We start from the raw sequence: 13483 nt of genomic DNA, 5'->3' as shown, positions 1-13483 counted from the left end.
GACCCATCACGCATCTGATTTGAAGGAGCATTCCCAGCATGTCCAGCCATCACGCAGTCCCGTCCTACCTCACGCCCACCGGCATCGGCCCGTGGGGAGTCTATCTGGAGCAGATTGACCGCGTCACGCCCTATCTGGGCTCGCTGTCGCGCTGGGTCGAAACCCTGAAGCGGCCCAAGCGCATCCTGATCGTCGACGTGCCGATCGAGCGCGACGACGGCAGCATCGCCCACTTCGAGGGTTATCGCGTGCAGCACAACACTTCGCGCGGCCCGGGCAAGGGTGGGGTGCGCTTCCACCAGGATGTGACGCTGTCGGAAGTAATGGCGCTGGCGGCCTGGATGACGATCAAGAACGGCGCGGTGAACGTGCCGTATGGCGGCGCCAAGGGCGGCATCCGGGTCGATCCGCGCACGCTGTCGCAGGCCGAACTGCAACGAGTGACGCGCCGCTACACCAGCGAAATCAACATCATCATCGGCCCCACCAAAGACATCCCGGCGCCCGACGTCAACACCAACGAGCAGATCATGGCGTGGATGATGGACACCTACTCGATGAACCAGGGCAGCACTTCCTCCGGGGTCGTCACCGGCAAACCGATTTCCCTCGGCGGCAGCCTCGGCCGGCGCGAAGCCACCGGGCGCGGCGTGTACGTGATCGGCTGCGAAGCGGCCGCGCGCCGCGGCCTCGAAATCAAGGGCGCGAAGATCGCGGTGCAAGGCTACGGCAACGTCGGCGGCACCGCGGCCAAGCTGTTTGCCGAAGCCGGCGCCAAGGTAGTGGCGGTGCAGGATCACGTGACCACCGTGGTCAACGAAGGCGGACTGGATGCGGCCGCACTGTTCGAGCACGTGGGCCGTCATGGCAGCGTGCAAGGCTTTGCCGGCGCCGAGGAAGTGGCCGACCGCAATGCGTTCTGGGGTATCGACTGCGACATCCTGATCCCGGCCGCGCTGGAACAGCAGATCAACGAATCGAACGCCAACGATATCCGCGCCAAGATCATCCTGGAAGGCGCCAACGGCCCGACCACGCCGGAAGCCGACGACATCCTGACCGAGAAGGGGGTGCTGGTGGTGCCGGACGTGATCGCCAACGCCGGCGGCGTCACGGTCAGCTATTTCGAGTGGGTGCAGGATTTCTCCAGTTTTTTCTGGACCGAGGATGAAATCAATCTGCGCCTGACCCGCATCATGCGCGAAGCCTTCGCCGCGGTCGCCCATCTGGCCGAGGAGAAAAAGGTGTCGCTGCGCACCGCCGCCTTTATCGTGGCCTGCACCCGCGTCCTGCAGGCGCGCGAAATGCGCGGTTTGTACCCCTGAGTGTCAGGGCGCCCGCCGACCGCGGCGCCTTGTCTCGCAACAAGATTGGAGATTGCGCCTGCATGCATTATATTGACTCACCACTGGCGACCAACTGCAGTGCAGGCGGCAAGCAGTTGGCGCCGCTGCGAGTCGAAAAGCGTTGTTGAACACGAGTTTTGATACACTGGCAAAATATTTTTCCCTGGGAGACTTTATGAAACTATCAAAAAGCATCGCCATTCTGGTTAGCGCAGGTGTGATGGTCACCGCTGCGTACGCGCAGGATCTGACGGGCACACTGAAAAAAGTGAAAGACAGCGGCACCCTGACCCTGGGTGTGCGCGACTCCTCCATTCCGTTCTCCTATCTGGACGACAAGCAATCGTATCAAGGCTACTCGATCGACCTGTGCATGAAAGCCGCCAGCGCGATCCAGAAGAAGCTTGGCATGTCGGCGCTGAACATCAAGATGGTTCCGGTCACGTCGGCCACCCGGATTCCGCTGATCGCCAACGGCACGATCGACATGTCGTGCGGCTCGGCCACCAACAACCTCGAACGCCAGAAGCAGGTATCGTTTGCGCCGACCATGTTCGTCACCGCCAATCGCTTGCTGGCCAAGAAGTCGTCCAACATCAAGACCCTGGATGACATGAAGGGCAAGACCATCGTCTCGACTTCCGGCACCTCCAACCTGAAGCAGATCACCGAGCTGAACGGCGAGCGCCATCTGGGCATGAACATCCTGACCGCCAAGGATCATGCCGAAGCCTTCCTGATGGTGGAAACCGGCCGTGCGGTGGCGTTCGCGATGGACGACATCCTGCTGGCCTCGCTGGCCGCCAGCTCCAAGGCGCCGGCGGACTATGCGATCACCGCTGACGCGCTGTCGGTCGAGCCCTACGGCATCATCCTGCGCCGCGACGATCCGCAGTTCAAGAAAGTGGTCGACGATGCGCTGGCTGCGGTCTACCAATCGGACGAGATCAACCGCATCTACTCGAAATGGTTCCTGTCGCCGATTCCGCCCAAGGGCGTCAACCTGAACGTGCCGATGAGCGCCGAGCTGAAAAAAGCTTTCGCCCATCCGACCGATTCCGGCGATCCGTCAGTGTATGCGGTGGTCCCGGCGGCACAAAAAGAAGCAGCCAAGAAGTAACAATAGCAGTTTGGTCGGCAGCGAAACGGGGGGCGAGAGCCTCCCGTTTTGTTTAAATAAAGCAAAATTGATGCGCTGCACAATATGCCGTCCGGGCAGCGGGAATGCCGGAGCACTGAGTAACGGAAGAGGGCACGATGAACTACAACTGGAATTGGCGCATTTTTTGGGAGCTTTCGCCGGATGGCAGCGGCACCTACATGGATGCGCTGCTGATGGGCCTGAAGTGGACGATCGCCACGTCGCTCATTGCCTGGGTCATGGCGTTGCTGTTGGGGGCCATTATCGGCACGCTGCGCACCGTGCCGAACCGCTGGGTTGTGCGGCTTGGGAATGGCTACGTCGAGTTGTTCCGCAACATTCCCTTGCTGGTGCAAATGTTCCTGTGGTACTTCGTCCTGCCCGAACTGGTACCGACCGATTTCGGCAATTGGCTCAAATCGATGCCCAATTCGTCGTTCATCACCGCCGTGATCGCGCTCGGCTTTTTCACTTCGGCGCGGGTGGCGGTGCAGGTATCGGCCGGCATCCAGGCGCTCTCCGGCGGCCAGAAAAACGCCGGCATCGCGCTCGGCCTGACCTTGCCGCAAACCTATCGCTTCGTGCTGCTGCCAATGGCGTTTCGCATCATCATCCCGGCGTTGACCAATGAATTCGCAGCCATCATCAAGAACAGCTCGGTCGCGTTGACCATCGGTCTGCTGGAACTGACCGCCGCCGCCCGTTCCATGCAGGAGTTTTCATTCCAGATCTTCGAGGCATTCACGGCGGCCACCATTCTCTACATCCTGTTTTCGATCCTGGCGATCGCGGTGTCCAATTGGGTGGAGCGCAGAACCACCGTGCCGGGCATGATCACCGCCAAAGCCAGCGCCGGAGGGCACTAAACATGTTTGCCAATTTCGATTTCGACGTCATTTCGCGCTCATGGCAATACCTGTTCATGACCGGCATGTCGTTCACGCTGAAGCTCACCTTTTTCGCGATGATCGGCGGTATCGTGCTGGGCACCTTGCTGGCCATGATGCGCCTGGCCAGCTTCAAGCCTTTGGCGCTGGCGGCCACCGGCTATGTCAATCTGATCCGCTCGGTGCCGCTGATCATGGTGATCTTCTGGTTCTATTTTCTGGTGCCCTACATCGGCGCCTGGATCGTCAACTCGCCGGTGCCGCTGCAGGTCGGCGCCTTCACCTCGTCGCTGATCACCTTCACCTTGTTCGAGGCGGCCTATTACTGCGAGATCATGCGTTCCGGCATCCAGTCGATCCCGCGCGGGCAGGTCGCGGCCGGCCAGGCGCTCGGCATGACCTACTGGCAGGTGATGGGCAACATCGTGCTGCCGCAGGCGTTTCGCAACATGATCCCGGTCTTGCTGACCCAGACCATCGTGCTGTTCCAGGACGTCTCGCTGGTCTACGTGTTATCGATTACCGATTTCGTCGGCGCCGCCTCCAAGATCGCGCAGCGCGACGGCCGCCTGGTCGAGATGTACCTGTTCGTCGCCGTGGTGTATTTCCTGCTGTGCTATGGCCTGTCCTACCTGGTCAAACGGCTGCAGCAGCGGGTCGCCATCATTCGCTAGACCACCGGCAATAGAAAATCCTATTCAGAATTCAGGAGTGCAAACATGATCGAACTCAAGAACGTCAGCAAGTGGTATGGCAGCTTCCAGGTACTGACCGATTGCAGCACCCAGGTGTCGAAAGGCGACGTGGTGGTGGTCTGCGGCCCGTCGGGTTCCGGCAAGTCGACGCTGATCAAGACCGTCAACGGTTTGGAGCCGTTTCAGAAAGGCGAAATCATCGTCGACGGCGTCTCGGTTGGTGACCCAAAGACCAACCTGTCGAAACTGCGCGCCCGGATCGGCATGGTGTTTCAGAACTTCGAATTGTTCCCGCACCTGTCGATCCGCGAAAACCTGACGATCGGCCAGATCAAGGTGCTCGGCCGCAGCAAGGAAGAGGCCACTGAAAAGGGCTTGAAATACCTGGACCGGGTCGGCCTGATCGCGCAACAGGACAAGTTTCCTGGCCAGTTGTCGGGCGGCCAGCAGCAGCGGGTGGCGATCGCGCGCGCGCTGTCGATGGACCCGATCGCGATGCTGTTCGACGAACCGACTTCGGCGCTCGACCCGGAAATGATCAATGAAGTGTTGGACGTCATGGTCGGGCTGGCGCAGGACGGCATGACAATGATGGTGGTCACGCACGAAATGGGGTTTGCCAAAAAGGTCGCCAGCCACGTGGTCTTCATGGACCAGGGCCGAATCGTCGAAGACTGCACCAAGGACGAGTTCTTCAACACCCAGCGCTCTGAACGCGCGCGCGACTTCCTGGCCAAGATCATTCATTGATCGGCCAGGCTGGCGCCATCGTCAGGCACAAGCAGAAAATCGACTCTGACCCCATTTTTGGCTTTTCCATCAAATGGCAGGAAGCCGGGTGAAACTGGGGTCCGTGTTTTTTTCACAGTGTTTTATTGCGAAAATTACACTGACCCCAACTTTCACCGACTGGGGGCAATAGCGCCCGTCTGAACGCGCGCCGCACCCATACCCGAAACTACCTGCGATAACATCGCCCGTTCCCTCACCGTCTATCCGCCATGTCCAGCGCTCCCCAAGCTCTCACCATCACCCGCCCCGACGATTGGCATTTGCACCTGCGCGACGGCGCCATGCTGGCCGCGGTCTTGCCGCACAGCGCGCGCCAGTTCGCGCGCGCGATTGTGATGCCGAACCTGAAGCCACCGGTTACCACCACCGCGCAAGCGGCGGCCTATCGCCAGCGGATTCTGGCCGCGTTGCCGGCTGGCATGCGGTTCGAACCGTTGATGACGCTCTACCTGACCGACAACACGCCGCCCGACGAGATCCGCCGCGCCCATGCCAGCGGCTTGGTGCATGCGGTCAAGCTGTACCCGGCCGGCGCCACCACCAATTCGGATGCCGGCGTCACCGATCTCGCCAAGTGCACTCCGGCGCTGGAAGTCATGCAGCAGCTCGGCATGCCGCTGCTGGTGCATGGCGAAGTGACCGACCCGGAGATCGACATTTTCGACCGCGAAGCGGTGTTCATCGAGCGCGTGCTACTGCCGCTGCGGCGCGCGCTGCCGGCGCTGAAGATCGTGTTCGAGCACATCACCACCAGCGACGCGGCGCAGTACGTGGGCGCCGCCGACGATTACGTCGCCGCCACCATCACCGCGCACCACCTGCTATACAACCGCAACGCCATCTTTCAGAGCGGGATCCGCCCGCATTACTACTGCCTGCCGGTCCTGAAGCGCGAGCAGCACCGGCTGGCGCTAGTGGCCGCAGCCACCTCCGGCAATCGTAAATTCTTCCTCGGGACCGATTCTGCGCCGCATGCCAAAGCCGCCAAGGAACAGGCCTGCGGCTGCGCCGGCTGCTACACCGCACTGCACGCGTTGGAGTTGTACGCGCAGGCCTTCGACCAAGCCGGCGCGCTCGAACGCCTGGAAGCCTTTGCCAGCTTCAACGGCCCCGCGTTTTACGGCCTGCCGCGCAACAACGGTAGTGTCACCTTGCAGCGCCAGCCGTGGGTGCTGCCGGCGGAGCTGGCGCTGGATGGCGAGGTGATCGTGCCGCTCAATGGCGGCGAAACCGTGAATTGGAAATTGCTGTAAGACGGCGGACGCAGCGTGTTGTCGTAACTATTTGTCCAACTATCGATAGGCCCTCGTCGCGTTACTTGTCATTCCCGCGCAGGCGGGAATCCAGCGCCGTGCGATTAAATCACCGAGGGGAATGCATGCATTCCCGCCTGCGCGGGGCCGACAAGTGGGTGCTGGTATTTCAGGAATTGTCTGGTGGGCTGCATGGTTACGTGTTGGCACGGATTTGAAGAGTATGCATGAATATCCGTTTATTTATCGGCGGAGATTGATGTTTCTATCTGGAGTATATTGTTACCGCAGTGCCGAGAGACTCCCGCGCCAATGCCATGATTAGCTTTGATGGACTCGACTGGAACCGTCCCTGGTATGCCGCCATCCGCGCGCAAGGCGAGTTGATCGCGCAGGCAGCCGATTGGCGTGAGGCTCTGAACGCTGCGGCCGTGATGCGGCAATTACGCAACCATCGCGGCCTGCCAATCTCGTTCGTGCCGCAGCAATCGCTGCCGGCCGGCACTGCCTACGAAGCCTTCATCAGCGCCAGCGGCCAAGTACCGACCCGCGACAACCTGCACGATTTCTTCAATGCGCTGGTGTGGTTGACCTTTCCGCGTATCAAGATGCAGTTGAACGCCTTGCAAGCCGCCGAACTTGCGCGCGCCGCGGCCGGCGCAGCGCCAGGCCAGTCACGCGGCCCCACGCGCGACGCCGCTACGTTGTTCGATGAAAACGCAGCGCTGGTATTGCTGCGCAACAGCGCCGATGGCCACGCCATGGCTCAGGCACTGCGGCAGCATCAATGGTGTGAAGTCTTTCTCGAGCGGGCGGCGATGTTCGGGGTCGATTGCCGCATCGTACTGTTCGGCCACGCGCTGATGGAAAAACTGGCAAATCCCTACAAGGCAATTACCGCCCATGGCTGGCTGTTGATGGTGGGTGAAGAATACTTTGCTCTGCCACCTGTCGCACAATACACTTGGCTCGACGCCAGCGTAGCACGGCAATTGGCCGATGGCCTGCATCCTTCCGCCTTCACGCCGCTGCCGGTATTAGGCGTGCCCGGTTGGTCGGAGGCACAGGATGCGGCGTTTTATGCCGACACGGCGGTATTCCGGCCAGCGCGAAGGCGGATTTCCGCGGCCCTGCGCAGTTAGGCGCGAACTCTTGCTACGACGTTGAGTGCAGGAGCAGGCACTCAGCGAAAATCGCCAGCAAACAAAAAAGGCACCCGAAGGTGCCTTTTTCAATCCAGCGTTCAATTCACAGCAGGGCTAGCCCCGCCAGTTATTAGAACTTGTGCTGAACGCCAACCGTGAAGGCGCGGGAAGTGTCGCCAACTTTTTGGTTGGGAACACCTGCGGTAGAACCGGCTCCGCCGCTCGACGCATCGCCAACGGTCCATGCAGCGGCCGAATCGTTGTTGATTTGACCGTACGATGTGTACAGGCTGGTGCGCTTCGACAGGTTATAGACATAACCAACCGCGAACTGCTTGCCGCCGTCATTGCCGGCTGCGGATTGGTCTTTCTTCTGGATGTACGAAGCCATCACAGTACCGGCGCCGAGCGGAGCGGAAACGCCGAGCATCCAGTCGCGGTAATCGCCGCCGGAGGCATCGAGCTTCTCGGTTTCATAGGCCGCGTGCAGCTTGGCCACGCCGAAATTATAGCTACCGCCCAGCAAGGTCACCTTGTCCTTGTTGGTGTTGGTGGCGTCGGCGGTGTTTTCATGGGCGAGCACAACGGCAACCGGGCCATTCGCATAGCCGACGGACAGACCAAGTTTGCGGTTGGCGGAATTGTTTCCAGCCACTTCACCCAAGCCGTACAGCACGTTGGCCGAGAAACCACCCATCGCCGGGGTGCTATAGGTGATCGCATTGTTCCCGCGCACCGAACCCGGATTCATCAGGTTGGTGGTGGCGCCAGTCAGGCCGGTACCGAACGGGTCAACCGAATCCAATGCGATAAAGAACGGGGTGTACTGACGGCCAAGGCCAACCGCGCCGAAATTTCCCGATAGACCAACCCATGCTTGGCGACCAAACAGCGCGCCTTGACGCTGCGCACCAGTGTCAAGGTCAAAGCCGTTTTCGATCTGGAAATTTGCCTTCAGGCCGCCACCGAGGTCTTCGGTGCCTTTGAAGCCCAAGCGGTTACCATTTTTTACGCCGGTCGCCAGTTTGGTGACGGAGCCATCTTTGTGGCCGTTTTCAAATGTAACACCGGCGTCAACCAAGCCATACACGGTGACATTGGTTTGAGCGGATGCAACACCTGCACATGCACCCAGGACGGCCAGCGCGAGTAGCGATTTTTTCATTGTGATAATCCTCGTGAGTTATCGGAATTGTGTGATTTTGCTTATGACAAGACCCGTAATACTACCGTCCCTGCCCGAAACAAACTTCTTATCTGATGATGAAGAAGATGTTGAGTATTACATCAGAGCTACAACGCAAAAACAAAAGGAATCTACGATTTAGGATCGAAATTCTGGCTTCCGTCGCATATTTACAACAGGTAAAACCAGGCTAAATCGTTTCGCCGCCAAAGCTGTATCAAACTGCAACGTATCGTTCCGGCAATAAAAAACGGACCCGGAAGGGGTCCGTTAAGCTGATTAAAGCGGACTGAGGGCGGCGCAAGGCCGCCCTCCAAACTGCTTAGAACAGGTGGTTGATACCAACCGAGAAGCCGGTCTGGCTTGGTTGATCCAGCACGTTGTTGTAGCGGGCATTGTCGATGTCGGCATAGAAGTTGGTGCGCTTCGACAGGGCATAGGTTGCGCCCACGATGAACAGTTTGCGCTTGCCATCGTTGCCTGCGGCCAACGCGTTCAAAGCGGTCGTACCCTTGGTTTCGTAGTAAGCAACGGAGATTGCGGCTGCCGGAGATACGTAGAAGTGGCCGCCAACCCACCAGTCTTTAGCGCGCGATTCGAGACCGGCGCCCAGGCCGTTTTCGATCTTGTTATCGGCATAGCCAGCCGCGACACGGAACGGACCCGTCATGTAGGCACCGCCAACGGTCCAGTTTTTCATGTCTTGCTGGGCAGCGCCAACAGCACGCTTGCCTTGGGTGTAGGCGCCGCCAACGGTGAAGCCGGCAGCGGAGTAGTTGGCACCGACCGCCATGGTGGAGTTGTCGCTGGTGCTGCCCGCGACTTCGCCCAAGCCGTATTCGGCCATCACGCCAACGCCGCCAAATTTACCGGAATACTGGATGTCGTTGGTCAGGCGAGTCAAGCCACCTTGAGTGGCCAGCGGAACGATGCCGGTGTATTTGTAGGCGAACGGATCGTACAGGCCGATGGTCTTGAAGTTGACCGAGTACATGTTGCCCAGATCGACCGAACCCCAGGCGCCGCCCAAGCCGACCGAAGCGGTACGCTTGAACAGGTTGCCGTCTTGAGCGCCGGTGCCGGTGTTGAAGCCGGTTTCCAGGGCGAAGTGGGCATTCAATCCGCCACCCAGGTCTTCCACGCCTTTGAAGCCGATACGGTTGGAGTTGTAGGTGCCGTTCGAGCTCATCGTCGTCCGGCTAGCGGTGGTCAGGGGGGCCAGGCCGGTAACCACGTTCGATTGATTGCGAACGCCGGCATCGAACGAGCCGTAAATGGTGATGCTGGTCTGGGCAGATGCGACACCTGCGAAGGTGCCCAGGACTGCCAGTGCGAGAAGCGATTTTTTCATTGAAGGTTCTCCAAGAGTTGTGCTGCTAGAATTTATATGCTGCATTCAGCAAGGTCACTAGTGATAACGTCCCTGCCGACACTTCCGAACCGGTGGATCAAGAAGCTAGGTTTCATTTCATCAAAGAACGATGCCAAGAGCAAAGATAATTGGACTTTGGTGCTGATATCGGCTGCAGTATGTGGCTTATGTGCAACAATCAGGTTGAGTTGATATCTAAATAGCAATAGTTATGGGAATGTTAAATAATTTCATTGCTGGACTGGATCGCGCGTTGCGCGCGGTATCTGGAGTGGGCGGCGCGGCGCGTGCCAATCCTGGCCTGCATGCAGCAGATGGGGTGCTGGATGCGGTCGAACAACGGCATAGCGCCGGGCTGATGCGGGTCAATCATGTGGGTGAGGTGTGCGCGCAGGCTTTATACGAAGCGCAGGGACGCTTTACGCGCAACCCGGTGTTGCGGCGGCAGTTCGCGGCGGCCGGGCGCGAAGAAGAGGATCATCTGGCCTGGACCGCCGAGCGCTTGCGCGAACTGCAGTCGCGGCCGAGCCTATTGAATCCGCTGTGGTATGCCGGTGCCTATGCGCTGGGCGCGCTGGCGGCCAAGGTGGGCGATGCCACCAGCCTTGGTTTTGTGGTCGAAACCGAGAGGCAGGTGGAGGCTCACCTGATGGGGCATCTACAACAACTCCCCGCGCAGGATGCGAAATCGCGCGCGATCGTGACGCAGATGGCGGCCGATGAGGTGGCGCATGGCGCGGCGGCACAAGCGCTGGGTGCGGCGCAGACGCCATTGCCGGTGCAGTACGCGATGCGGGCGATGGCGAAGGTGATGACATCAGTTGCCTATTATTTGTAAATGGCGCGGCAAACCAGGCTGCAAGTGTTGATCGAAGCGCTCGATGCAACTGCCGGTTGCTCGTTGATGTTGATGTAACAGTCCGTGGCCTTGTTGCCGATTGCTAATAAAAAAACGGACCCGCAAGTGGTCCGTTTCATCGCTTGAAGCCGAGGCCACGGCTCAGAACAAGTGGTTGATGCCAACTGAAACGCCGGTTTGGTTGGGTTGGCCGATGGCGTTTTCGAAGCGCGCGTTGTCAATGTCGGCATAAAAATTGGTCCGCTTGGAGAGTGCGTAGGTCCCGCCGACGATGAACAGCTTGCGCTTGCCGTCGGCACCGCCATTTTGATTGAGTGACGATATGCCCCTGGTTTCATAGTAGGCAGCGGTGAGTGCCGCTACCGGGGTGAGGTTGTAGCTGCCGCCGAGCCACCAGTCTTTAGTGTGTTGTTCGCCGCCGAGCGGCTGATCCTGCTTGGCATCGGCATAGCCCAGTGCGACACGGAACGGGCCGGCCGCGTATGCGCCGCCGACGGTCCAATTTTTCAGGTCTTGGTAATCCGGCGCCGCCAGAGTGCCGAGGTTCGGCTTGCCCCGCGTATAGGCGCCGCCGACGCTGAATGGGCCGCCGGAGTAGCTGACGCCGATTGCCTGCGTGGAGGCGTTGCTGGTGCTGCCGGCCACTTCGCCCAACGCGTATTCGGCGCGAGCCGTCACGCCCCCGAACGTGCCGGTGTACTGGATGTCGTTGTCCAGGCGGATCAGGCCACCCTGGTTGGCTAGCGGGATGATGCCTGTGTATTTGTAATCGAACGGATCGTAGGCGCGGATCGTCTGGTAGTTGACGGAGTACTGGCGGCCCAGATCCAGCGATCCCCAGGTGCCGCCCAGACCGACCGAGGCGGTGCGATTGAAGAGTCTGTTGGCGGTGTTGTCCAGGGTACCGGTGCCGGTATTGAAGCCGGTTTCGAGGTTGAAGTGCGCATTCAGTCCGCCGCCCAGATCTTCCATTCCCTTGAAGCCGATCCGGTTGGAGTTGTAGGTACCGTTCGAGCCCATGCTCAGTTTGCTGCCGCCTGCCTGGGTGCCATCGGAATTCGTGGCGTTCGTTTGATTGCGGATGCCGGCATCAAACGAACCGTAAATGGTGAGGCTGGTTTGCGCCGACGCGGCGCCGGCAAAGGCGCCCAGTACGGCCAGCGCGAGTAGTGATTTTTTCATGAAAAATTCTCCAAAGATTGGCGTGCCAGGAGTTTTCAGCAGAGTCACTAGGGGAAGTGTCGGTGCCAACACCGCTGAACCGGCAAGCACGGCGGCGAGCGGGCGGCTGAAATACTTTCAATACATCGTCGGATCAAGGCGAGTTGTCGGCAGTGGGTGCAGAACCGATTATTTTTGCTGATGAGCGGCAAAAATCATCATTCTGAAGGCGCGGTCGGCTAAGTATTTGAGCAGCCTGTTAGCCTCATTTCAGCAAAGAGCGATGGCTGGCGCAAAGAAAATCAGGATTTTGTGGCGATATTTTTGTATAAATGTCGTAAATGCGCAACAAAATCACAGATTTATTGGTGACAAGAAACCTTATTTAGTATATGCGCGGAAATTTTATTCCGGATTCTTGCGGTCGTGCTGGGGAGGGCTGCGGTGACGCTCATTCCCGCAGCCTTCAATGGGAGTCCGGCGACTTTTTTTGCGCTGATCCGGCGCAACAGGATGTTTGCCGGCGATCGGCAACGCTAGGTTCCCGCCTGCGTGGGAACGACCGACAAACAATTAACAGCCTTGCTGAAATCCTGCTCCGTATGGAGTATAAGTTTGAAATGGCCGATTTTCGTTCGAAATTGACGCGCAATTCCTGGAGTATTTGGGTGAGCCGCTTGTGTGGCGTGCCGCTGGCAGGATTACGGTGTTGCGGGAGTGGCCAGGTCGTCGACGATTTCGAACGAGTGCGTGATCTCGGCGGTTTTCCCCAGCATGATCGAGGCTGAGCAGTATTTGTCGTGCGACAGCTTGATTGCGCGTTCCACCAGGTTTTCCTTCAGGTCGCGGCCGCGCACGGTGAAGTGAAAGTGGATCTTGGTGAAGACTTTCGGATCCTGTGCGGCGCGTTCCGATTCCAGCCTGACGTCGCAGCCGCGCACGTCCTGCCGGCTCTTGCGCAGGATGATGACGACGTCATACGCGGTGCAGCCGCCGGCGCCGGCCAGCATGACTTCCATCGGCCGCGGCGCCAGGTTATGGCCGCCGCCCTCGATCGCGCCATCCATGGCCAGCACATGGCCGGAGCCGGTTTCGGCCAAAAACGTCATGCCGGAAGGCCCGGCCCAGCGTACGGTGCATTCCATCGCTTTGCTCATATAAAAACAAGGAGGTGAATATTGTAACTGCTGGCATCGGTGCGGGTGAGCAGCCACCCATTTGGGAGGCGAAATGGCGGGGGTGTTGCTGCCATGCAGTAATCAGCATATTGTGACGCGACATTCGAAATATGGAATACCCAAATAATTGATTTTTATGAAGATAATTGATTTTATTTTCTGGGGAAAATCTATTGTTGAGCGTCAATACCGAGAAATCTGATTACCTACCTTGCGATGCACAATGATTTGGCTATAATAAAAATCCATGAATTCCACGCAGACCATCGCGTAGTATTTGTCCCCTGTCTCCTCCACCCTCCTCCTCAGGTGTGGATTTAAGCCCGAAGCCCTTGTGCCTCGGGCTTTTTTTAAGCGAATTCAAAGAGGCATGCCCCGTGCTGCCGAATTTGACGGCAGATGCCGGCAAAGGCTATAATTGCCGGCTTTCCATACGCTCAGGAAAGACAATAAGGCAGAGTCCGCGAG

At 58.9% G+C, this 13483-nt stretch carries 12 protein-coding genes; 8 read left to right on the top strand and 4 right to left on the bottom strand.

The genetic code is table 11. From position 1 onward, the window contains the following. Nucleotides 1–38: 38 nt before the first annotated feature. The 7 genes from ACK2VC_RS06405 to ACK2VC_RS06375 all read left to right on the top strand — a co-directional run bounded on the left by ACK2VC_RS06405 (nucleotide 39) and on the right by ACK2VC_RS06375 (nucleotide 7256). Nucleotides 39–1325 carry a Glu/Leu/Phe/Val family dehydrogenase gene (locus ACK2VC_RS06405; RefSeq protein ID WP_486732775.1) on the top strand — a complete coding sequence of 429 codons (1287 nt, stop codon included), beginning with the start codon at nucleotides 39–41 and terminating at the stop codon, nucleotides 1323–1325. Between the two features lie 196 nt (nucleotides 1326–1521). Continuing rightward, nucleotides 1522–2466, top strand: a complete 945-nt coding sequence (locus tag ACK2VC_RS06400; protein ID WP_486732774.1) for an amino acid ABC transporter substrate-binding protein — start codon at nucleotides 1522–1524, stop codon at nucleotides 2464–2466. Between the two features lie 137 nt (nucleotides 2467–2603). Continuing rightward, entirely contained in the window at nucleotides 2604–3353 is a 750-nt protein-coding gene (locus ACK2VC_RS06395; protein ID WP_486732773.1) for an amino acid ABC transporter permease, read from the top strand. A gap of 2 nt (nucleotides 3354–3355) precedes the next feature. Beyond that, nucleotides 3356–4048: an amino acid ABC transporter permease gene (locus ACK2VC_RS06390; protein WP_486732772.1), complete on the top strand. Its 693-nt coding sequence runs from the start codon at nucleotides 3356–3358 to the stop codon at nucleotides 4046–4048. Between the two features lie 45 nt (nucleotides 4049–4093). Next, the gene (locus ACK2VC_RS06385; protein WP_486732771.1) at nucleotides 4094–4819 is read left to right on the top strand and encodes an amino acid ABC transporter ATP-binding protein; all 726 of its coding nucleotides are present in this window, start codon (nucleotides 4094–4096) and stop codon (nucleotides 4817–4819) included. A 251-nt stretch (nucleotides 4820–5070) separates the two neighbouring features. Further along, nucleotides 5071–6114, top strand: coding sequence for a dihydroorotase (pyrC, locus tag ACK2VC_RS06380; RefSeq protein WP_486732770.1), 1044 nt, complete (start codon nucleotides 5071–5073; stop codon nucleotides 6112–6114). A 317-nt stretch (nucleotides 6115–6431) separates the two neighbouring features. Then, nucleotides 6432–7256: a DUF3025 domain-containing protein gene (locus tag ACK2VC_RS06375; RefSeq protein WP_486732769.1), complete on the top strand. Its 825-nt coding sequence runs from the start codon at nucleotides 6432–6434 to the stop codon at nucleotides 7254–7256. A gap of 133 nt (nucleotides 7257–7389) precedes the next feature. Here the strand turns inward: ACK2VC_RS06375 and ACK2VC_RS06370 are convergent, their stop codons facing one another. Both ACK2VC_RS06370 and ACK2VC_RS06365 read right to left on the bottom strand, forming a co-directional pair. Further along, nucleotides 7390–8424 (bottom strand): porin, encoded by a 1035-nt coding sequence (locus tag ACK2VC_RS06370; RefSeq protein WP_486732768.1) that lies wholly within the window; start codon nucleotides 8422–8424, stop codon nucleotides 7390–7392. 343 nt (nucleotides 8425–8767) lie between these two features. Continuing rightward, nucleotides 8768–9796: a porin gene (locus ACK2VC_RS06365; protein WP_486732767.1), complete on the bottom strand. Its 1029-nt coding sequence runs from the start codon at nucleotides 9794–9796 to the stop codon at nucleotides 8768–8770. Between the two features lie 238 nt (nucleotides 9797–10034). Here ACK2VC_RS06365 and coq7 point away from each other — a divergent pair, with 238 nt between their 5' ends. Further along, nucleotides 10035–10655, top strand: coding sequence for a 2-polyprenyl-3-methyl-6-methoxy-1,4-benzoquinone monooxygenase (gene coq7 / locus ACK2VC_RS06360; RefSeq protein WP_486732766.1), 621 nt, complete (start codon nucleotides 10035–10037; stop codon nucleotides 10653–10655). 162 nt (nucleotides 10656–10817) lie between these two features. Here the strand turns inward: coq7 and ACK2VC_RS06355 are convergent, their stop codons facing one another. Further along, nucleotides 10818–11858, bottom strand: a complete 1041-nt coding sequence (locus tag ACK2VC_RS06355; protein ID WP_486732765.1) for a porin — start codon at nucleotides 11856–11858, stop codon at nucleotides 10818–10820. Between the two features lie 680 nt (nucleotides 11859–12538). After that, nucleotides 12539–12982 carry an OsmC family protein gene (locus tag ACK2VC_RS06350; RefSeq protein ID WP_486732764.1) on the bottom strand — a complete coding sequence of 148 codons (444 nt, stop codon included), beginning with the start codon at nucleotides 12980–12982 and terminating at the stop codon, nucleotides 12539–12541. Between the last annotated feature and the right edge of the window lie 501 nt (nucleotides 12983–13483).

The sequence above is a fragment of the Herbaspirillum sp. WTB6 genome (assembly GCF_057457785.1).
Note: the sequence above shows the minus strand (reverse complement) of the source record. Positions and strands in the feature narration are given on the sequence as shown.